Origin of the sequence: Nocardia thailandica NBRC 100428 (genome assembly GCF_000308795.1) — a bacterium.
In the GTDB taxonomy this organism is placed as follows: domain Bacteria; phylum Actinomycetota; class Actinomycetes; order Mycobacteriales; family Mycobacteriaceae; genus Nocardia; species Nocardia thailandica.
This window is the reverse complement of the sequence record NZ_BAGK01000096.1, coordinates 1-19,285: the sequence shown is the minus strand read 5'-3', so window position 1 is coordinate 19,285 and position 19,285 is coordinate 1. Positions and strand designations below refer to the sequence as shown.

Annotated in this window: 20 protein-coding genes; 10 read left to right on the top strand and 10 right to left on the bottom strand. The window is 72.1% G+C overall.

The features are described from left to right. Positions 1-115: 115 nt before the first annotated feature. From ON36_RS10030 to ON36_RS10025, 3 genes are read left to right on the top strand one after another with little or no spacing between them, the layout of a single operon-like run. On the top strand, positions 116-481 hold the full coding sequence (locus tag ON36_RS10030; protein ID WP_052313828.1) for a YybH family protein: 366 nt from the start codon (positions 116-118) through the stop codon (positions 479-481). Continuing rightward, on the top strand, positions 478-615 hold the full coding sequence (locus tag ON36_RS34660; RefSeq protein WP_157224832.1) for a hypothetical protein: 138 nt from the start codon (positions 478-480) through the stop codon (positions 613-615). The genes ON36_RS10030 and ON36_RS34660 overlap by 4 nt, the downstream gene beginning before the upstream one ends. Before the next feature lie 42 nt (positions 616-657). Continuing rightward, positions 658-1,038: a hypothetical protein gene (locus ON36_RS10025; protein ID WP_043650702.1), complete on the top strand. Its 381-nt coding sequence runs from the start codon at positions 658-660 to the stop codon at positions 1,036-1,038. A 35-nt stretch (positions 1,039-1,073) separates the two neighbouring features. On the opposite strand, the gene ON36_RS10020 is transcribed toward ON36_RS10025, so the two are convergent. Continuing rightward, positions 1,074-2,621 (bottom strand): acyl-CoA synthetase, encoded by a 1,548-nt coding sequence (locus tag ON36_RS10020; RefSeq protein WP_043650701.1) that lies wholly within the window; start codon positions 2,619-2,621, stop codon positions 1,074-1,076. A 213-nt stretch (positions 2,622-2,834) separates the two neighbouring features. Here ON36_RS10020 and hpnE point away from each other — a divergent pair, with 213 nt between their 5' ends. Together hpnE and ON36_RS10010 are read left to right on the top strand one after the other, a co-directional pair. Next, a complete protein-coding gene (gene hpnE / locus ON36_RS10015) occupies positions 2,835-4,250 on the top strand; it encodes a hydroxysqualene dehydroxylase HpnE (RefSeq protein ID WP_052313827.1) in 1,416 nt (471 codons plus the stop codon). A gap of 188 nt (positions 4,251-4,438) precedes the next feature. After that, the gene (locus ON36_RS10010; protein WP_157224831.1) at positions 4,439-5,008 is read left to right on the top strand and encodes a hypothetical protein; all 570 of its coding nucleotides are present in this window, start codon (positions 4,439-4,441) and stop codon (positions 5,006-5,008) included. A 75-nt stretch (positions 5,009-5,083) separates the two neighbouring features. Here the strand turns inward: ON36_RS10010 and ON36_RS10005 are convergent, their stop codons facing one another. The 9 genes from ON36_RS10005 to ON36_RS09965 form a co-directional block, all read right to left on the bottom strand. Then, a complete protein-coding gene (locus ON36_RS10005; RefSeq protein ID WP_043650699.1) occupies positions 5,084-5,443 on the bottom strand; it encodes a 4Fe-4S dicluster domain-containing protein in 360 nt (119 codons plus the stop codon). Further along, positions 5,440-7,029 (bottom strand): FAD-dependent oxidoreductase, encoded by a 1,590-nt coding sequence (locus ON36_RS10000; RefSeq protein WP_043650698.1) that lies wholly within the window; start codon positions 7,027-7,029, stop codon positions 5,440-5,442. Before ON36_RS10000 ends, ON36_RS10005 begins: the two co-directional genes overlap by 4 nt. A gap of 73 nt (positions 7,030-7,102) precedes the next feature. Continuing rightward, positions 7,103-8,032, bottom strand: a complete 930-nt coding sequence (locus ON36_RS09995) for a TauD/TfdA dioxygenase family protein (protein WP_043650697.1) — start codon at positions 8,030-8,032, stop codon at positions 7,103-7,105. Between the two features lie 102 nt (positions 8,033-8,134). Next, positions 8,135-9,463, bottom strand: a complete 1,329-nt coding sequence (locus ON36_RS09990) for an LLM class flavin-dependent oxidoreductase (RefSeq protein WP_043650696.1) — start codon at positions 9,461-9,463, stop codon at positions 8,135-8,137. 10 nt (positions 9,464-9,473) lie between these two features. Further along, the gene (locus tag ON36_RS09985) at positions 9,474-10,358 is read right to left on the bottom strand and encodes an ABC transporter permease (protein WP_043650695.1); all 885 of its coding nucleotides are present in this window, start codon (positions 10,356-10,358) and stop codon (positions 9,474-9,476) included. Beyond that, positions 10,351-11,196 (bottom strand): ABC transporter ATP-binding protein, encoded by an 846-nt coding sequence (locus ON36_RS09980; RefSeq protein ID WP_043650694.1) that lies wholly within the window; start codon positions 11,194-11,196, stop codon positions 10,351-10,353. Before ON36_RS09980 ends, ON36_RS09985 begins: the two co-directional genes overlap by 8 nt. Further along, positions 11,193-12,275, bottom strand: a complete 1,083-nt coding sequence (locus ON36_RS09975; protein WP_043650693.1) for an ABC transporter substrate-binding protein — start codon at positions 12,273-12,275, stop codon at positions 11,193-11,195. The genes ON36_RS09980 and ON36_RS09975 overlap by 4 nt, the downstream gene beginning before the upstream one ends. 436 nt (positions 12,276-12,711) lie before the next feature. Next, positions 12,712-13,434, bottom strand: a complete 723-nt coding sequence (locus tag ON36_RS09970) for an IclR family transcriptional regulator (protein ID WP_043650692.1) — start codon at positions 13,432-13,434, stop codon at positions 12,712-12,714. Positions 13,435-13,525: 91 nt separating this feature from the next. Continuing rightward, the gene (locus tag ON36_RS09965) at positions 13,526-14,122 is read right to left on the bottom strand and encodes a TetR/AcrR family transcriptional regulator (protein ID WP_083885039.1); all 597 of its coding nucleotides are present in this window, start codon (positions 14,120-14,122) and stop codon (positions 13,526-13,528) included. 57 nt (positions 14,123-14,179) lie between these two features. Here ON36_RS09965 and ON36_RS09960 point away from each other — a divergent pair, with 57 nt between their 5' ends. The 5 genes from ON36_RS09960 to ON36_RS09940 form a co-directional block, all read left to right on the top strand. Then, a complete protein-coding gene (locus ON36_RS09960) occupies positions 14,180-15,139 on the top strand; it encodes a TauD/TfdA dioxygenase family protein (protein ID WP_043650690.1) in 960 nt (319 codons plus the stop codon). Between the two features lie 151 nt (positions 15,140-15,290). Next, a complete protein-coding gene (locus tag ON36_RS09955; RefSeq protein ID WP_052313826.1) occupies positions 15,291-16,382 on the top strand; it encodes an ABC transporter substrate-binding protein in 1,092 nt (363 codons plus the stop codon). Between the two features lie 4 nt (positions 16,383-16,386). Further along, positions 16,387-17,388, top strand: coding sequence for an ABC transporter permease (locus ON36_RS09950; RefSeq protein WP_043650689.1), 1,002 nt, complete (start codon positions 16,387-16,389; stop codon positions 17,386-17,388). Then, positions 17,382-18,233, top strand: coding sequence for an ABC transporter ATP-binding protein (locus ON36_RS09945; RefSeq protein ID WP_043650688.1), 852 nt, complete (start codon positions 17,382-17,384; stop codon positions 18,231-18,233). Before ON36_RS09950 ends, ON36_RS09945 begins: the two co-directional genes overlap by 7 nt. After that, the coding region (locus ON36_RS09940) for a PLP-dependent cysteine synthase family protein (RefSeq protein WP_052313824.1) at positions 18,230-19,285 on the top strand (1,056 nt) is incomplete at its 3' end. The genes ON36_RS09945 and ON36_RS09940, both read left to right, overlap by 4 nt.

The window sequence follows — 19,285 nt, the reverse complement described above, 5'->3', positions numbered from 1 at the left end:
CGCGCACCGGGGGTTTCCGCTGCCGTTCGCTCGCCGTTCACCGGCGGCCGCGCGCGGGCACCTTGTCGGACCCCGCCGATACCGTGGAATTCGTCCACGCGAGGGAGGAGTCGAGATGCCCGACGACAGCGGCCGCGAGCGTGCGGTGCGGCCCGAGGATCTGAGCAGGCTGGTGGTCGAACGGCTCAACGCCGGCGACGTGGACGGACTGGTGGAACTGTACGAGCCGTCCGCGGTGCTCGCCCTGCCCGACGGGGAACTGGCCACCGGCGCCGACGAGATCCGCGCCGCCTACGCCCGCCTGGTCGCCGCCCGTCCCGTGTTCGAGCCGGGCGACACCGGCCCGGCCCTGCGCACCGGCGACCTCGCCCTCACCAGCTCCCGCCTGCCCGGCGGCGGCGGTGCGACCGTGGAGGTCGCCCGCCGCCAGCCGGACGGCTCCTGGCGCTGGGTGCTCGACCAACCCAACGTCCTGGGATGAGCCCGGCCGTCCGGCTGCGCGGCACCGCGCCCCGCAGGTGGGTCGTCGCGATGACGTCGGCGTGCGGTCTCACCCTCCTCGCGGTGGCGATGCTGGTGTGGGAGCAGGCCGCGGGGTCGAGCCTGCTCCTGTGAGTCCTCGCGGTACCCCTGCTCGCGGCGGCCGGCCTGACCTGGATGATCTGCGGGCCGATCGGTCTGGCCCGGCACCGCGCGCACGGCCTGGTCGCCGCGACCCCGGTCGTGGCGATCGTCGGCGCCCTCGTGCTGGGCAGCTCGGCACCGGAACGGCTGTCGTGGCGGTTGTCGCGCGAGCCGCTGACCGTCGCCGCCCGCGCCTGCGTCGAGACCTCCGATCGGCACCGCTTCGGCCTGCTCACGGTCCGCCACGTCCACCGCGCCGACGGCGGCTGCCGCTTCGCCATCGCCGACGACGGCGGGACGTGGGGTCTGGCCTACTTCCCCGGCCTCGCCCCGCCGCCGTCCGATGCGCCCGACGCGACGGAGTACACGCCCTACGACGGCCCGTGGTATCGCTACCGCCTCCACTTCGGCTGAACGGCGGCGTATTCCGGCCGTCGGGCCGACCGACCCTACGGCCGCCCGTGCGGGAGATAGCGCGCGCGGAGCGCGCCCTTCACGAGTTTCCCCGTGGGGGTGCGCGGGAGGTCGTCGGCGAAGTCGACGCTGCGGGGGACCTTGTAGTGGGCGATGCGGTCGCGCAGATGGGCGCGCAGTTCCGCGGCGAGTTCGGGGCCCGGGTCGGCGCCGGGGGCCGGGTGTACCACGGCCTTGACCGATTCGCCCATCTCCTCGTCGGGGACGCCGATCACGGCGACGTCGAGAACCTTCGGATGCAGGGCGAGGGCGTCCTCGATCTCCTGCGGGTAGATGTTCACCCCGCCGGAGATGATCACGAAGGCCTTGCGGTCGGTGAGGAACAGGTAGCCCTCGTCGTCCACGTAGCCGATGTCGCCGGTGGTGGTCCAGGTGGGGTGATCGGGGTGGGTGGCCTCGGCCGTCTTCGCCGGATCGTTGTGGTAGGTGAAGGGCCGTTCGTCGCGCTCGAAGTACACGGTGCCGACCTCGCCCGCGGGCAGCGTCGCCCCGTCCTCGCCGCAGATCCTGATCGTGCCGAGCAGCGCGGGCCCGACCGAACCCGGCTTGCGCAGCCACTGCCCGGGGTCGATGAAGGTGGCGCCGTTGGCCTCGGTGGAGGCGTAGTACTCGTGCAGGATCGGCCCCCACCAGTCGATCATCGCGTGCTTGACGTCGACCGGGCAGGGCGCGGCGGCGTGCACGGCCACCTTCAGGCTCGACACGTCGTAGCGCGCGCGGACGGCGGCGTCGAGTTTGAGCAGGCGCACGAACATGGTGGGCACCCACTGGCTGTGGGTCACCCGGTAGCGCTCGATCGCCGCCAGCGCGGCTTCGGCGTCGAATCGCTCCATGACGACGAGCGTGCCGCCGAGCGCGTGGACCACGCCGCCGTACCGCAGGGGCGCGGCGTGGTAGAGCGGTGCCGGGGACAGGTAGACGGTGTCGGTGTCGAATCCGTAGAGCGGGCCGAACAACGCGGTGTAGGTGTCGCCGGGTGGGTCGCCGACCTGCCGGTCGGGCAGGGGCAGCTTGATGCCCTTGGGCCGGCCGGTCGTGCCCGAGGAGTAGAGCATGTCCCCGCCGCGCGGCTGATCGGCCGGAGGTTCGGGCGACGCGGCGGCCAGCGCCTCTTCGTACGACTCGTGGCCGGGCACCGGGCCGCCGAAGGCGAGCCGCACCTCGACCGCGGGTGTCCGCGCGACGATGCGCCCGGCGGCGTCGGCGAGCTCGGCCGACACGATCAGCGCCTTGGCGCCGCAGTCGTCGACGATGTAGCTGATCTCGGCCGGGGACAGGTGCCGGTTGACGGCGGTGATGTAAAGACCGGTTCTGAGTGCTGCCCAGTACACTTCGTAGACCCGCGCGTTGTTGACCGACAGCAGCGCCACGTGGTCGCCCCGGCGCAGCCCGGCGCCGCGCAGGTGCCGCGCCAGCCGGATCGAGTTCTCCTCCAGCTCGCGATAGGTCAGGGTCGCGCCGGTCTCGGCGATGACAACCGCCGGTTTGTCGGGGAATCGGTCGACGTGTGCGCCGGGGTACATGCGGTTCCTTCGCGGAGGGGGCGGTCGGTGCTCGGCGGGGACGGCCGAGGGGATGTCCCCGGGTGGCCCACCGTCTGCACGATAGTCAAAAGTGAATCGACATTCCGTCGATTTCGAAGAATGGTCGATGCTGTACAACCCCGCCGACGCGGTGAGAGGATGGCGATCAAAATCTCTCACTCGACCGTATGGTCATCGAATCCGGAGGCGCCGATGAGTCAGCAGGAACCCGCCCACGTCGTCGTCGCGGGCGCGGGTCTGGCCGGACTGGCCGGCGCGGTCTGGCTCGCGGAGGCGGGACATCGGGTCACGCTGGTGGAGAAGCGGGGACGGCTCGGCGGGCGCACGATCTCCGTCGAGGTCGCCGGCGTCGACGGCCGGGTCGACAACGGTCAGCACCTGTTCGCGGGCTGCTACGACGCGCTGCTCCGCTACGTCCACACCATCGGCACCGCCGACCTGCTCCGCTGGGACGCACCGCCTTTCGCGATCCGGACGGGGCCGGGTCAGCTGCTGACCCTGCGCGCGCCGTCCTGGCTGCCCGCCACCGTGCGCCGGGTGGTCGGGCTGTCGTGGCTGGCCTGGCCACCGATCCCGTTGCGCGACCGGCCCGCCGCCCTGCGCACCTGGTTGCGGATCGCCCGCGCCGCACTGCGTCCCGCCCCCGAACTCGACGACCTGACCGTCGACCGCTGGTTCCGGCGCATCGGCGCCCCGGCGTCGCTGCGGGCGCTGGTCCTCGACCAGTTCGTCATCGGCCTGCTCAACGAACGGACCGAGCGGGTGTCGGCGTCCCTGTTCGTCCGGACGCTGCACTGGATCGGGCGGCGCGCCGCCGCGGGCAACACCCGCGCCGGTGACGCGGTCTGGCCGCGGGTGAGCCTGCACGAGCTGTTCGTCGCGCCCGCCGAGCGCTACCTGGCCGAGCGGGGCGCGGACATCGTCGCGGGCAGCGGCGTCACCGACGTCGAGATCGTCGGTGACGCCGTCACCGGCGTCCGGCTCGCCGACGGCCGGGTGATCGAGGCGGACGCGGTGGTGCTCGCCGTGCCGCCGTGGTCGCTGACCACGCTGCTCGATCGCGGGAACCTCGGCCGGTACGACCATTTCGGCCCGGCGCGCAAAATCGAGGCCGCGCCGATCTCGAGCGTCTACGTGTGGCTGGACCGGCCGCTGCGGATGCGCAGGCTCGCGGAGAACCTGCGCGACACCACCATCGAGTGGGTCTTCGACACCAGCGGCATGCACGGCGTGGAAACAGGCGCGGGGCACTGCTATTCGCTGGCGGTGAGCGCCTCGTGGGACGTCGTCCACCTGTCCAACGCCGAGTTCACGGCGGCGGCACTGGCATCGCTGGCCCGCAACTACCCCGAGTTCGCCGAGGCCGAGGTGCTGCGCACCCACGTCATCCACCAGCCGAAGGCGACGTTCTCCGCCCAGCCCGGCTTCGACGACCTGCGCCTGCCGCAGCGCACGCCCGTGGCCGGGCTGTTCCTCGCCGGCGACTGGACCGACACGCGGATGCCCTCCACCATGGAGGCGGCCGCCGAGAGCGCCGTCCGCGCCGTGGCCGCCGTGCGCGAGCACCTCGGCGACCGGCCCGGGTCCGAGGGGGTCGCGCGGCGCTGATCCGGCGGGCACACGCCCAAAAGCGCCACCGCCACACCGGATCGGCGCGGGGCGCGCGCGATGGCTACACTCCTGCCTGGTGCGGGGGAGCGCCGGTGGCCATCGAATCGACTTGGAGCGTGCACATGTTTCGGCCTGCCGACCCCCCGTTGCCCGGTGATCGCGCGGTGCACGGTTCCCGGTGCGGTGTGCTGGACAAGGCCGCGGCCGCGGGCTACCGTGCCGGCGCCGCGGCGGTCCAGACCTACTTCGCCTCCAGCGGATTCGGTTTCGCCTCCGACATCTTCCGCGTCTACCTGGACAATCCGTGCGAGGGCTTCGTCTATCAGATCCGCCCCGAGGACGTGGAGCGGGTGGTCGCGACGCCCGGCGCGCAGGCGAAGGTGGAGGAGGCGCTCGAGGCGATCCGGGACCAGGCGCGATGCGACCCGCAGGTCGGCGTCGTGCGCGAACTGGCGTCGGGATGGCTGGGGGCCGATCCGCACGAGGGCGACCTCTACTACGCCATCGGGCACTACGACATCGCGGTCGGCAGCGACACCGTCGTCCACGAGCGCGACGGGGGGCTCGAGGCCGAGATCACCTACCGGATCTACATCTACGAGTTCTACAACTTCGACGAGAAGGCGGCAGCGCTGCTCGACGTGGGCACCCACGTCAACAACGAGATGCGGTTCCTCGAGGAAGCCGGCTGGGCGCGCAGCTTCCGGGTGCACGGGGAGACGGCGGCGACCCGGACGTGGACCGGGCGGCTGTGACCGGCGCCGTCACCGCGCCGACACAGGAACGAGACGCGCGACGGGGGCGGCGTCCGCGACGCCGCCCCCGCGGGTCTAGCCGGTGACGACCTGCCCCGGCTCCGCGATCCGCGGCGGCTGGGTCCCGTGCGGCAGGCGGGGTCCCACCGCGAGTCTCGCCCCCGCGATGCGGCCGCGGCCCCAGCCCAGCTTCTCCCGGTAGCGTCCGATGTGTTCCTCCGGCAGCGCCGCCTCGGCGGGCAGCGGAGTCGACTCGGGGGAGACGTACAGCGCGTCGGCGGGGCAGTAGGCCTCGCACATGAAGCAGGTCTGGCAGTCGGACTGCCGGGCGATCACCGGGATACCGGTCTCGGTGCGGTCGAAGACGTCGGTGGGGCAGGCGTCGACGCACTTGTCGCAGGCGATGCAGTCCTGCGCGCGCAGCAGCTCGATCACGACGCCACCGCCAGACCGGAGTTGCGGGCCTGCGCGGTGCCCGTCCAGACCTCGTCCAGGCCGCCCGCGGTGATGTGGTGGTGCTGGCCGGGATCGGCGCCGGGGTGGTCGGCGCGTTTGCTCATGCCGCGGGACTCGGTGCGCGCCAGCGTCGAGCGGTACATGAGGCGGCCGACGGCGGTGATGGCCGCGGCCTGGCGGGCGCGGACCCGGTCGGCGCCGTCGCCCGCGAGCCCGGCCGAGGCGTGCTCCCACAGCTCGTCGAGCCGGGCGAGGGCGGGTGCGATCCGGTCGCCGTGACGCAGGTAGTTCTTCTCGAACGGGATCAGTTCGGCCTGCGCGGCGGCGACCACCTCGTCGGCGGAGACGTCGCGGGAACCGGTGGGCCGCAGCCCGACCAGGCCGGCGCCCGTCAGCGCGGGGGCGGAGCCGCGGACCGCGAGCGCGTGCCGGGCCGCCCCGGCCCCCGCCCAGCTCCCCGAGGACATGGCCCAGGCGGCGTTGTGGCTGCCGCCGCCGGTGAACCCGCCGCAGATGCGCTCGCGGGTGGCGGCGTCCCCGGCCGCGTAGAGCCCGGTCACGGTGGTGGCGCAGTCGTCGTCGACGACGTCGATCCCGCCGGTGCCGCGCACGGTGCCCTCGGCGAGCAGGTCGACCTCGAAGCGCTGGGTGAACGGGTCGATGCCGCGCCGGTCGAACTGGAGGAAGAAGTTGGGCTGGCCGAGGCGCATCTGGGCACGGACGGTCTCGTCGGCGCGGTCGAGCTGGGCGAAGACCTTCTCCTGCAGCAGGGTTCGGGCGATGACCGAGCGCCCCTTGGTGGAGCCCGCGTCCTCGAGGACCCGGCCGTCCTCGCCGAAGAAGGTGGCGTAGCTGTAGTAGGCGGTCTTGGTGATCGTCGAGCCCTTGGGCACGATGCCGTAGGCATTGGAGAACTCCATGCCGGAGAACCGGGCGCCGACCTCGGCGGCCATGAGCGCCCCGTCGCCGGTGTCGACGTTGGTCCCCAGCGCGCGGGACAGGAACGCACAGCCGCCGCTGGCGAGCACCACCGCGCCCGCGGTGATGCGGTAGTCGCGGCGCGCGTGGCGTTGATGACCCGCCGCGCCGCGCACGGCGCCCGCGTCGTCGACGAGCAACTCGAGGGCGGGGGAGTGATCGAGGATCTCGACCCCGATCCGCTGCAGCCACGCGCGCATGCGGCGCATGTACTCCGGGCCCTGCACGCCGGTGCGCAGCTGCTCGCCGGTGGCCGGATCGACCGGGAAGGGATAGCGGCCCTCGACGGCGAGGCGGTTCATGTTGGTGTAGGTCTGGTCGAGGACGCGGTCCATCCAGTAGTGGTCGGCCAGGTAGCCGCCCAGCGCCTCGCGCGAGGCCTTGGCGTTGGCGCGCGCCTGCGCCTCGGGGGCGACGTACCAGACGCCGGTGCCCGCGGGCGCGGTGGCGCCGCTGGTGCCGCAGTAGCCCTTGTCGACCAGGATCACCTCCGCCCCGGCCTCCCGGGCGTGCACGGCGGCCCAGGACGCGGCGGGACCGCCGCCGATGATCAGCACATCTGTTGTGGTCTGCCAGGTTTCGCCCATGGCGTGGCCTCCTGTGGGACTGCGGAAGGAAGAGAACGGTGCCCGGCCGCGGACGGCCGGGCACCGGGGTCGTTCAGTTGCCGGTGAACTTCTCGCCGGCCACCGAGGTGGACTCGGCGCCGTCGACACCGACGGGGATGTCACCTTCGAGGGTGGTGCGGTACAGCACGCGGGTGACGTCGAGGTGGTCCAGATCGCTGGGGGCGAGGTGGGCGGTGGCCCGGTTGTCCCAGAACGCGATACTGCCCTTCTCCCACCGGAACCGGACGGTGTAGGCGGGGTGGGAGATCTCGTCGAACAGCAGCGTCAGCAGCGCGTCGCTCTGGCTCGGGGTCAGGCCGACGATGCGGGTGGTGAACCCGGGGTTGACGAACAGGATCCGTTCCCCGGTCACCGGGTGCACCCGCACCACGGGGTGTTCGGTGACCAGTGGCGCGGCGGCGACCTTGCGGGCGTAGTCGCTGTCGGCGTTCCACTGCGGGTTGCGGCCACCGAAGCGGTGCTCGGCGCGCAGCCCGTCGAGGAAGGTGCGCAGCGACTCCGGCAGGCCCGCGTAGGCGGCGGCGAGGTTGGTCCACTGGGTGTCGCCGCCGCGCTCGGGCGCGATCTCGGCCCGCAGGATCGAGGCCGCGGGCGGGTTGATCAGCGGCGAGACATCGGTGTGCCAGTGGTTGGTGTAGCTGACCTTGCGGTGCCCGAATCGCTTCTCGTACAGGCGCGAATCCACCGCCAGGATCTCCGGGTGGTCGGTGGGGGCGTCGGTGTCGTACGGGTGGGAGGCGGTGACCGCGCCGAACCGGCGGGAGAACGCGACCTGCTGGCCGTGGTCGATGTGCTGGTCGCGGAAGAACAACACCTTGTACGCGTGCAGTGCCTCGGTGATCGCGGCGACCTGTTCGTCGGTGAGTTCCGCGCGCAGATCGGCACCGGATACCTCGGCGCCGATGTGCCCGGCGACGGGGGTGAAGGTGAGGGTGGTCGTGGGGTTTTCCAGGGTGGTCATGAGCGTTCCTTCGGGCTGTTGCGGCGATCGGCGGAGCGGTCACCCGGGACAGGAACTGCTCACCACCCGCATGAGCTCGATGTCGAGGCGGCGGGCGACCATCTAGGCGCTCACCAGGTCGTGCCGCGAGCCGACCGGGGCGAGGCCGTAGTGGCCGCGCAGCGTGGTCGCGGTGTAGTCGGTGCGGAACAGCCCGCGCCGCTGCAGGATCGGCACCACCTGGTCGACGAAGTCGTCCAGGCCGCCGGGCAGGTACGGCGGCATGATGTTGAAGCCGTCGGCCGCGCCCGCCTCGAACCAGGTCTGCAGTTCGTCGGCGACCTGCTCGGGGGTGCCCGCGAAGGTGCGGTGCCCGCGTCCGCCGCCCAGCTTGCCGATGAGCTGACGCACGGTGAGCCGTTCGGAGTCGGCGAGTTCCTTGATCAGCGTGAAGCGACTCTTGGCGCCCTCGACGGCGGCCTCGTCGGGCAGCGGCGGCAGCGGCGCGTCGAGGGGATGCTCGCTCAGGTCGACGCCGAGCACCGCCGAGAGCTGGCGCAGCGCGTAGTCGGGGGAGATCAGGTCGGTGAACTCCTGCTCGAGGGCGCGGGCCTCGGCCTCGGTCGGCGCGATGAACGGCACGAGCCCGGGCAGCACCTTCAGGTCGTTCTCGTCGCGGCCGTGCGCGGCCAGCCGCGACTTCAGGTCGCGGTAGAAGGCCACGCCCTCGGCGAGGGTGCGCTGCGCGGTGAACACGGCCTCGGCGTGGCGGGCGGCGAACTCCTTGCCGTCCTCCGAGGATCCGGCCTGCACGAGCAGCGGCCGGCCCTGCGGGCTGCGGGGCGAGTTGAGCGGGCCCCGCACCGCGAACCGTGCGCCGCGGTGGTCGACCCGGTGCACCTTGTCCGGGTCGGCGAAGCGGCCCGCCTCGGCGTCGAGGACGACCGCGTCGGGCTCCCAGCTGTCCCACAGCGCGGTGGCCACCCGGACGAACTCCTCGGCGCGCTCGTAGCGGCCCGCGTGCGGCGGGACCGCGTCGAGGCCGAAGTTGGCCGCCTCGTCCAGACCGGCCGAGGTGACGATGTTCCAGCCGGCCCGGCCGCCGCTGATGTGATCGATCGAGGCGAACGTGCGCGCCAGGTTGAACGGTTCGTTGTACCCTGTGGACACGGTGGCGATGAGGCCGACGTGCTCGGTCACCCCGGCCAGGGCCGCGAGCAGGGTGAGCGGCTCGAACACGCCGAAGGCGTTGCGCTCCACCCGGGGCCCGGTGGCCAGGGTGTCGGCGAAGAACACCGAGTCGAGCTTGCCGCGCTCGGCGATCCGCGCGAGCTCCTGGTAGTGCGCGAGCTGCAGCAGCCTGCGGGCGTCGGTGCGCGGGTGCCGCCACGCGGCCTCGTGATGGCCGACGCCGAGCAGGAAGGCGTTGAGGTGGAAGGTGCGGTCGGACACGGGTGTTCTCCTAGACGGACTGCTGCGCGGTACGCCAGCGCGACAGGCGGCGTTCCAGGGCGACGAGGGCGAAGTTGAAACCGAGACCGATCAGCGAGATCGCCACGATCCCGGCGTACATCTGCGGGATCTGGAAGTTCTGCTGCGCGGCGGTGATCAGGTAGCCGAGGCCGGCGCGGGCACCGATCATCTCGGCGGCGATGAGTACGATGATCGAGCTCGCCGCGGCCATGCGGATGCCGGTGAAGATGGACGGGATCGCGGCGGGCAGGATCACCTTGCCGAACAGCCGGATCGGCGAGAAGCCGAGCGAGACCGCCGATTTGATCAGCAGCGGGTCCACGGTGCGCACCCCGGTGATGGTGTTGAGCAGGATGGGGAAGAAGGTGGCGTAGCTGATCAGCGCGATCTTGGAGGTCTCCCCGATGCCCAGGATCAGCACGAACACCGGCAGCAGCGCCAGCGCGGCGGTGTTGCGGAACAGCTCGAGCACGGGGTTGAGGAAGTCCGAGACGGGCTTGTACCAGGCGATCGCGATGCCCACGGGTACCGCGACGACCAGCGCGATGGAGAAGCCGGTCAGCGAGCGGGTCAGGCTGGCCGAGACGTGCTCGCCCATCTGGCCGTTGGACACCAGTTCGGCGAAGGCCTCGACGACGGTGGAGAACGGGGGCAGGAACACCTCGTCGACGATCCCGAAGCGCGGCGCCAGTTCCCAGGCGCCCAGCAGAAGGACGAAGGCCAGCAGCGGCTTGACCGCCCGCAGGACCAGCCCGCCCGCGCGGACGGCGAGCGCGCCCGCCCGGTCGGGACGGTCCGCGGGTTCGGGCACCGTCACCGCCACCTGCTTCGCGGTGGGGTTGGCGCGGGACAGCACGGGGACGGCGCTAGACATGGGCGGGGCTCCTGTCGGTGGATTCGGCGACGCCGCTGTCGGCCAGTTCGAGCCGCTGGGCGCGTTGCACCTCGCTCTGCAGCTCGCTCCAGATCAGGTGTCGGTAGTCACGGAACTGCTCGCTCGAGCGCACATCCGGTGCGCTGCGGTCGAACTCGATGTCGATGACCTTCTTCACCCGGCCCGGCCGCGAGGTGAGCACGGCGACCCGCTGTCCCAGGTACACCGCCTCGTCGATGCCGTGGGTGATGAACAGGACGGTCTTGCCGGTGGTGCGCCAGATGCGCAGCAGCTCGTCCTGCAGCGACTCGCGGGTCTGCGCGTCCAGGGCGGCGAAGGGCTCGTCCATCAGCAGTACCTCCGGGTCGAAGGCGAGGCTGCGCGCGATCGCCACGCGCTGCTTCATGCCGCCGGAGAGCTCGTGCGGGTAGCGCTCGCCGAAGCCGGCGAGGCCGACCAGTTCCAGGTAGTGGTCGGCGATCTCGCGGCGCTGCCGACGCGGCACGCCCTTGGCCTCCAGCCCGAACTGGATGTTGGCGCGGGCGGTGCGCCACGGCAGCAGCGCGTACTGCTGGAAGACGATGCCGCGGTCGAGGCCGGGCCCGGTGACGGGGGCGCCGTCGAGCAGGATCTCCCCGGCGCTGGGCTTGCTCAGCCCGCCGAGCAGATCGAGCAGGGTCGACTTGCCCGAGCCGCTGGGGCCGACCAGGACGAGGAATTCCCCGGTCCGGACGTCGAGGGTGATGTCGTCCACGGCGGTGAACTTCTCGTCGCTGCCCCGGACCGCGAACTGCTTGCTGACCCCGTTGAGGGCGAGTTTGGTCGTGGCGGTGCTCATTTCGCGGCCACCACTTCACCGGTCGGGCCCGCGGTCGGGGGGTAGGTGCCGTTGGCGTAGGGGTTGTACTCGTTGGTGTAGAGGTCCGCGGCCTTCAGCTTGCCCTTGGGCAGTTCACCGTTGCGCTCGAGCCAGTCGATCCACACCTGGACCTCCTTGTCGGCGATCACCCCGCCCGCCACCGGAATGCCGGAGCTGCGCCAGTAGTCGAGCAGCTTGGTGTTCTCGTTGCGACCCCGCTTGCCGATGATCTGGGCGTACTTGGCGACCACCTCGTCGCGCGGGGTGATCTGGGTCCAGCGGATGGCGCGGGCGGTGCCCTGCACGAAGTCCTTGACCGCGTCGCCGTTGCGCTCGATGAAGTCGGTGCGGAACAGCAGGCTGCCGTAGCTGGCCTGGCCGAAGATGTCGCGGTCGGTGAACAGCGGGCGGATGCCGCCGCGGCCGACCGCGGTCTCGCGGAACACCCCACCCAGTGCGGCGACGTCGATCTGGCCGCTGCGCAGGGCCTCCTCGGTGTTGACCGGCGGGACGACGATCAGCTGGACCTGCTTGATCTCGTCCTCGCTCAGGCCCTGCTGGTGCAGCCACTCGCGGGTCAGGAACTCGTGGTGCGCGCCGAGAGTGTTGACGCCGACCTTCTTGCCGATGAGGTCGCGGCCCTTGGTGATGCCGGAGTCCTCACGGACGAAGTAGCCGTTGAAGGTCTTGTCGTCGGAGCCGTAGTAGGAGATGACGGAGCGGACCTGCGCGCCGCCCGCGGCGAGTTTGACCACCGCGCCGTTGAACGCGCCGCCGAATTCGGTCTGCTTGGTCGCCGCGGCCTGGATGCTGGCCGGGCCGCTGGTGGTGTCGCTCTCCCACTGCAGCTTCACCTTGGAGAAGTAGCCCAGCTCGTCGGCCAGTTCCCAGAACTGCACCTGACCGGTGGTGCCCTGATAGCGCAGCACGGTCTTGCCGTCGGCACTGGTCGGCGCCGAGGAATTGCCGCAGGCGGTCACCGCCGCGAGCGCGGCGGGCAGGACGAGCGCGGCGGCGAGGGCGCGCAGGGGTCGTCGGCGACGGAATGCAGAGAGCATGGTGTGTGAATCTTTCGACGGGTTTGTCCGGTGGCCGCGAGGGCCGCATCGGACGGGCCGGGGTGGGCTGACAACTGCTGCTGGACTCCCTTTTCCGGGAGTGCCTGGAGACCGCACCGGGTTTTTCGGCATCGCGAATGTCGCCGGTGACCGGCGGGGTCATCGGTTTTCGCGGTCGAATTCGGAAATGCCGCGGCGGCGGTGTGGAATCGAGAATCGCCGGCGAAATGCGAGGAGCGGGCCGGCGCGCGGTCAGCGGCGACAGAACCCGGGGGACAGGCGCATCAGGTCCACCGTACGGCGGCGGACGAGCGCGGGGGTGTGGACCATGATCCGACTTTCTTCGAACGATGACGGCGCGTATTCGCTGCCGTGCGTGCATTCAGGATGCGTCACCGATTCTGGCATCGGCAACGGCGATTCCACATCGTGAAAATCAGAGTGCGCCGAATTCCGTACCGGCGGCCGCGGTGTGGAAGAACGGCCCGATGCGGACCGCGATCTGGTGCATCGCGGGCACGACCGCGCGCACGAGCTCGGCGTCCAGGCGCACCGCGCGCGCCTGGACGCCGAGCGCGCCCCAGACCTGCCTGCCGGGGCCGAGTACCGGGACGGCCACCGCGCGGATCGGCTCGGCGGCGTCGATCTCCTCGACGGCGAAACCGCGGCGCCGGACCGGATCGAACTCCGCGTCGCCCGCGTGGGCGATGAGGGCCTGGCCGACGGCGCTGGTGCGCAGCGGGCTGCGTTCGCGCGGAATCTGATTGGCGCAGAAGTGCACCGGCGGACGGGCCTGGAAGACCGTGAGCGCGTCGTCGGTGTCGGGAACCGAGAGACTGACGGTGATCTTGATGCCTGCGGCGAGCGCGTACAGGTGCGGCGCGGCCGCGTCCAGGCCGAGGCGGCTCAGCGCGGGCCGGGCCAGGCATGCCAGCCCGTGCCCGATGCGGTACCGGTCGGTCGCCGGGTCCTGTTCCAGCAGCCGTCCGCGCACCAGCGCCTGGGCCAGCCGGAACGTCGTCGAGACCGGCAGGCCCGCGCGCTGGGCCAGCTCGCTCACCGACAGCTCGGGATCGTCACCGCCCTGGAAGCAGTTGAGGACGTGCACGGCCCGGTCGACGGCCTGGGCGCCGGAACGCGGCGGTTCGGTGGTGGTCATCGGGACTCCTCTGCTCCGCGCGAAAGGGCCAACTCTCGCCACCGGGGCGCTGCGGCGCAAGGGTTTCCCCAGCGCTGCGCGCAATTGCGGGTCAGTCCCCGCCCGCGAGGAGGAGCCGCCGGACCCGCTCGTCGACGGCCGCGTCGAGTTCGTCCTCGGACAGTGCGTCCAGGCCGGCGGCGGCGCGCAGGAACGGTGCGAACAACTCCCAGCCCAGCCGGAACGCGACCGCGTGCGCGACATCGAGGGCGAGGGCGCCGTCCGCGCGGCCGGCGCGCGGGGTCTGCTCGATCAGCCGCGAGACGACCGGAAAACGGTCCTGCATGGCGCCGACCGGATAGCCGTCGAGCAGGCAGCGCGCCAGCACGATCCAGTGGCGGCGCAGCCGGGGATCGGCGCCGCCCGCACCGGCGCCCGCGTCGCCGATGGCGGACTCGGATTCGGCCGCGAGATGGTTGAGCACCGCGGCGACCAGGGCGTCCTTGGCGCCGAAATGCCGGAAGACCAGGCCGTGGTTGACCCCCGCGCGCTCGGCCACGTCGCGGATGGAGGTCGCGGCTGGACCGCGTTCGGCATAGAGGTCCGCGGCCGCGGACAGGACCGCCGCGGCCACCGCGTCCCGGCCGACCGGCGTGGCCGCCGCATTCGGATCACCGGGATCGCTATCCCTTCCCGCCTGTGTAGTCACCCGGCTACGGTAGCGCTGTAGTCGGTTGACTACACCCCTCGACCCAGGAGCGGACCCATGACATCCACGGCAGTCGTCGACCCTTCCCCGGACCGGGCACCGGCCGTCCACTCGATCCCGCTGCCCGGGTATCCGGTCGCGGCGGGCCCCTTCACCCACCTCGTCGCCGAACGCGACCGGCTGGCCGGGCTGACCTGGCAGCACTTCGACGCCCGGCGCGTCGGCGCGACCCTCGGCGCCGAGATCAGCGGCATCGACCTGCGGGCCGACCTGGCCGACGAGGTGATCGACGAGATCCGCCGTGCCCTGCACGACTACAAGGTGCTGTTCTTCCGCGATCAGCCGGTCAGCGCCGCCCAGCACGTCGCCTTCGCCCGGCGGTTCGGCGAGCTCGAGATCCACCCGGTCATCCCGTCCAACACCGGCCAACCCGAACTCGTCCGTTTCGAGAAGACCGCCGAGGTGGCCGGATTCGAGAACGCCTGGCACCACGACGTGACCTGGCGCGAACTGCCCTCCATGGGCGCGGTCCTGCACGCGATCACCGTGCCCGAGATCGGCGGCGACACCCTGTTCGCCGACATGTACGCCGCCTACGACGCGCTCGACGCCGAGACCAAGGCGCGTATCGAGAACCTCGACGGCATCCACGATTTCACGCGCGCCTTCGGCGTGCGCGCCACCGCCGAGCAGCAGGAGCGGATGCGCGCCGCGCACCCCTCGGTACGGCACCCCGTCGTGTGCACCCACGCCGTCACCGGCCGCAAGCACCTCTACGTCAACCGCATCTTCACCGACCGCATCGCGGGCCTCGACCTCGACGAGAGCCGCGAACTCGTCGACCGCCTGGCCCGGCAGGCCGACGCGCCCGAGCACCAGGTGCGCCTGCGCTGGGAGCCCGACACGATCGCGTTCTGGGACAACCGGGCCGTCCAGCACTACGCCTCGAGCGACTACTGGCCCGCGCGGCGCACCGTCGAGCGCGCCTCCATCGTCGGGCCCCGCCCGGCGCGCTGACCCCGGCGGGTCGCCGTGCCGCGGCGCGCCGATCGAATCGGGGTGAGAGCAAACCTGGTCGGACGCGCGGCAATTCGGGAACGTCGAACCGTACGCAGGACCGCGGCGAGGGACCGCGGAGCGACCGGCGCGCGGAGGACGAGGTAGCCAGATGAGTACGACCGAACCGGACGGCGCGGCGGGTCACACCCCCGACGAGGACGAGGACCTGACGCCGGCGGCGCCGCCCGCCCCGGCGGCAGGGCTGTCCCGGCGTGGCCTGTTCGCCGGCGCGGGCGTGGCGGCGGCCGTGGTGGCAGGCGGCGGGCTCGCCGCCTGGCTCACGACCCGCCGCACGCCCGGCACCGGCGGCGTCGCCCGCACCCTGCGCATCGGCCACGGCGGCGGCATCTGCGAGGCACCGCTGTTCGCGGCGGTGCACCAGGGCATCTTCTCCAAGCACGGCCTCGACGTCGAGATCGTCAAGACCGGCGGCGACCAGATCAAGGACGCGGTCGGCGCGGGCAAACTCGACGCCGCCCCCGGCATCTTCTTCTCCTGGCTCAAGCCCATCGAGCAGGGCATCGACGCGAAACTCGCCGCCGGCCTGCACGAGGGCTGCCTGCGCATCGTGGTGCCGCCCGACAGCCCCATCACCTCGGTGGCCGAACTGCGCGGCAAGCCGGTCGGCGTCGGCGCCATCGGCGACTCGGCCATGTCGTTCTTCTCCCTCGACCTCCTCGACGCGGGCCTCGACCCCAGCCGAGACGTCGACTGGCGGGTGTTCGCGACCGACCAGCTGCCCGACGCGCTCGCGCGCGGGGAGATCGTGGCGATCGCGGCCAGCGACCCGATCGCGCTGCTGCCCACGCTGAAGGGCAGGGCCCGCGAGCTCACCAACAACTCCCAGGGCGTCAACAAGCAGCACTACTGCTGCGCCGCCGCGATCAACGGCAGGCTGCTGCGCGAGGAACCCGACGTGGCCCGTTCCCTGGTGACCGCCTGGGCGGAGGGCAGCCGCTGGGTCGGCGCCAACATCCCCGCGGCCGCGGCCATCGAGGTCGACAACAAGTACGTCGCGGCCGAGGCGCCGGTGGTCGAGTCGATCCTGAAGACCTACGGCTACAACCCGTCGGCGGCGCGGCTCGAGACCGAGATCATCCCGGGCATCGCCAAATTCGCCAAGACCGGCTACCTCGATCGCAAGACCGACCCCGAGGCGCTGGCGAACAAGGTCTACGTCGATCTCGGACTGCGGTGGTGACCCGGTGACCGCCACGCTCACCGCGCCCACGCCCACGCCGGCCGCCCCGGCCCCGGCCCGGCAGCTGCCCGGGCCGGGACTGGCGGCGGCCTGGGCGCTGTGGGTGCTGGCCGCGGTGCTCACCCTCGCGGTGCCCGACGCGCTCGACGCCGCCGACCCGCTGGTCACCGGACTGCTGTTCGCGGCGTGGACGCTGGTCCTCACCGGCTGGGCGATCCACGCCTACACCCACCCGGCCTCGGCCGCCGCCCTGCGCAGGCGCACCCCGTGGATCGCCGTGCTCGGCGCGTGGGTCCTGGTGTGGGAGTGGACCACCGCCAAGACCGGCCTGCTGGTCCCGCCCCACTTCGCCTCGCCCCAGCACCTGCTCTCGGCCTTCGTGTCCGACGCGGGCATCCTGGCCTCGAGCACCTGGCACTCGCTGGTGCTGCTGCTGGTCGGGTTCACCGTCGGCTCGGTGGCCGGATTCGGCACCGGCCTGGCCATGGGCTGGTCGAAAGTGGCCAACTACTGGGGCAATCCGGTGTTGCAGTTCATCGGCCCGGTCCCCGCGGCCACGCTGCTGCCGGTGGTGCTGGTCGTATTCCCCTCCACCTACAGCGGCAGCGTGTTCATGGTGGCCTTCGGCGTCTGGTTCCCCGTCGCGGTGCTGACCCGCGCCGGGATCGCCGGGGTCACCCGCGGCTACTTCGACGTCGCGCAGACCCTGGGCGCCTCGCCGCGTTTCCTGGTCTGGCGGGTCGCCGTCCCCGCGGCGCTGCCGAACATCTTCACCGGACTGTTCATGGGCCTGGGGGCCTCGCTCGCCGCGCTCGCCGTCGCCGAACTGCTCGGCGTGCGCGACGGACTCGGCTGGTACATCCAGTGGACCAAGGGCTGGGCCGCCTACCCGCGCATGTACGCCGCGATCATCGTCATGATCGTCATCTGCCGGCTGCTCATGCTCGTCCTGTTCCGCGTCCGCAACCGGGCGCTGAGCTGGCAGAAGGATCTGGTGCGATGGTGAGCGAACCGCTCCGCGGCAGTGCCGTGGACATCGAGGGCGTCTCGCACCAGTTCGCGGTGGCCGGGCCCCGCGGGCGCGGGGTGGTCGACCGGCTGCTGGGCCGGCCCGCGCCGGTCCCGACGCGGGCGCAGGAACTGGGCAGGTTGCGGGTGCTCACCGACATCTCCCTGCGGATCGAGCCGGGCGAATTCGTCGCCTTGCTCGGCCCGTCCGGATGCGGCAAGTCCACCCTGCTCCGCCTGCTCGCCGGGCTCGAGCGAGCGTCGCGGGGCACGATCCGCGTCGACGGCGCGCCGGTGGCCGGACCGGATCCGCACCGCGCGCTCATGTTCCAGGACCCCACCCTGTTCCCTTGGCGCACCGTCGCGGAGAACGTCGCGCTGGGGCCGCAGGCGCGCGGCACCCTGGCCGCCGACCGCGACCGGATCGAGGAGGCCGTCGACCTGGTCGGCCTCGCCGCCTTCCGCGACAGCTACCCGGCGCAGCTGTCCGGCGGTATGGCACAGCGGGTCTCGCTGGCCCGCGCGCTGGTCAACCGGCCCCGGCTGTTCCTGCTGGACGAACCGCTGGGCAAACTCGACGCCCTGACCCGCGCCACGCTGCAGACCGAGATCGCGCGGCTGTGGCACGACGACGGCTTCACCGGCGTCCTGGTGACCCACGACGTGGACGAGGCGCTGCGCCTGGCCGATCGCGTCGTGGTGTTCACCCCGCGGCCGGGCAAGGTCCTGGCCGAACTCCCCGTGGAGCTGGACCGGCCCCGCGACCACGACCACCCCGGATATCTGCGGCTGCGGCGCGAGGTGCTGCGGCTGCTCGGCGAGACAGGAAGGTCGGCGGCATGACCATCGACATCGAACGCACCCGGATCGGCGCCGCGGTGTTCGGCTCCCTCGATGCCGCCGTCGGGCACACCCCACTGGTGCGGCTCAACCGCGTCACCGACGGCAGCGCGGCCACCGTGTACGTCAAGCTCGAGTACCTCAATCCCGGTGGGAGCGTGAAGGACCGGGCCGCGCTGTCGATGCTCGACGCCGCCGAGGCCGCGGGCGACCTGCGTCCCGGCGGCGTGATCGTGGAGGCCACCTCCGGCAACACCGGGATCGGGCTGGCGGCCATCGGGGCGGCCCGCGGGTACCGCGTCGTCGTGGTGGTCCCCGACAAGTCCAGCCGCGAGAAGGTCGCGCTGCTGCGGGCCTACGGCGCCGAGGTGCACGTGACCCCCGGTGGTCGCCCGGTCGGTCACCCCGAGCACCTGCGCAGCGTCGCGCTGCGGCTGGCCGAGGAGATCCCCGGTGCGTGGTTCGCGGGCCAGTACGACAACCCGGCCAATCCCGAGGCCCACCGCACCACGACCGGGCCCGAGATCTGGGAGCAGACCGGCGGTGCGGTCACCCACTACGTCGCGGGCATCGGGACCGGCGGAACGGTCAGCGGGGCAGGGGAATTCCTCAAGGAGGTCTCCGGCGGGCGGGTGCGGGTGGTCGGCGCCGACCCCGAGTCGTCGGTGTACGGCGGCGGCGACGGGCGCGCCTGGTACGTCGAATCCGTCGGGCACTACCGCCATCCGGAGACCGAGATCGACGAGTGGCCCCAGTCCTATCACCGAGAGGTCGTCGACCGGATCGAGCGCATCCCGGACGCGGAATCGCTGCGGGTCCTGCACCGGCTCTCCCGCGAGGAGGGCCTGCTGCTCGGCGGATCCTCGGGTACCTCGGTCGCGGCGGCGCTGCGCGTGGCGCGCGAGCTCGGACCCGACGACGTGGTCGTGGTGATCGCCCCGGACTCGGGGCGCGGCTACCTGTCGAAATACTTCGACGACGGATGGCTCGGCCAGTTCGGGTTCCCACTGCTGGGGCGCGTCGGGGAGCCCACCGTCGGCGCGGTCGCGGGTTTC

Bases quoted from the DNA above. Each gene is read 5' to 3' on its own strand.
- ON36_RS09960 (WP_043650690.1), top strand. From the start codon at position 14,180: ATGACATCCACGGCAGTCGTCGACCCTTCCCCGGACCGGGCACCGGCC.
- ON36_RS09995 (WP_043650697.1), bottom strand. From the start codon at position 8,032: ATGACCACCCTGGAAAACCCCACGACCACCCTCACCTTCACCCCCGTC.
- hpnE (WP_052313827.1), top strand. From the start codon at position 2,835: ATGAGTCAGCAGGAACCCGCCCACGTCGTCGTCGCGGGCGCGGGTCTG.
- ON36_RS10020 (WP_043650701.1), bottom strand. From the start codon at position 2,621: ATGTACCCCGGCGCACACGTCGACCGATTCCCCGACAAACCGGCGGTT.
- ON36_RS10030 (WP_052313828.1), top strand. From the start codon at position 116: ATGCCCGACGACAGCGGCCGCGAGCGTGCGGTGCGGCCCGAGGATCTG.
- ON36_RS09985 (WP_043650695.1), bottom strand. From the start codon at position 10,358: ATGTCTAGCGCCGTCCCCGTGCTGTCCCGCGCCAACCCCACCGCGAAG.
- ON36_RS09945 (WP_043650688.1), top strand. From the start codon at position 17,382: ATGGTGAGCGAACCGCTCCGCGGCAGTGCCGTGGACATCGAGGGCGTC.
- ON36_RS34660 (WP_157224832.1), top strand. From the start codon at position 478: ATGAGCCCGGCCGTCCGGCTGCGCGGCACCGCGCCCCGCAGGTGGGTC.
- ON36_RS10025 (WP_043650702.1), top strand. From the start codon at position 658: ATGATCTGCGGGCCGATCGGTCTGGCCCGGCACCGCGCGCACGGCCTG.
- ON36_RS09980 (WP_043650694.1), bottom strand. From the start codon at position 11,196: ATGAGCACCGCCACGACCAAACTCGCCCTCAACGGGGTCAGCAAGCAG.
- ON36_RS09975 (WP_043650693.1), bottom strand. From the start codon at position 12,275: ATGCTCTCTGCATTCCGTCGCCGACGACCCCTGCGCGCCCTCGCCGCC.
- ON36_RS09970 (WP_043650692.1), bottom strand. From the start codon at position 13,434: ATGACCACCACCGAACCGCCGCGTTCCGGCGCCCAGGCCGTCGACCGG.
- ON36_RS09955 (WP_052313826.1), top strand. From the start codon at position 15,291: ATGAGTACGACCGAACCGGACGGCGCGGCGGGTCACACCCCCGACGAG.
- ON36_RS10000 (WP_043650698.1), bottom strand. From the start codon at position 7,029: ATGGGCGAAACCTGGCAGACCACAACAGATGTGCTGATCATCGGCGGC.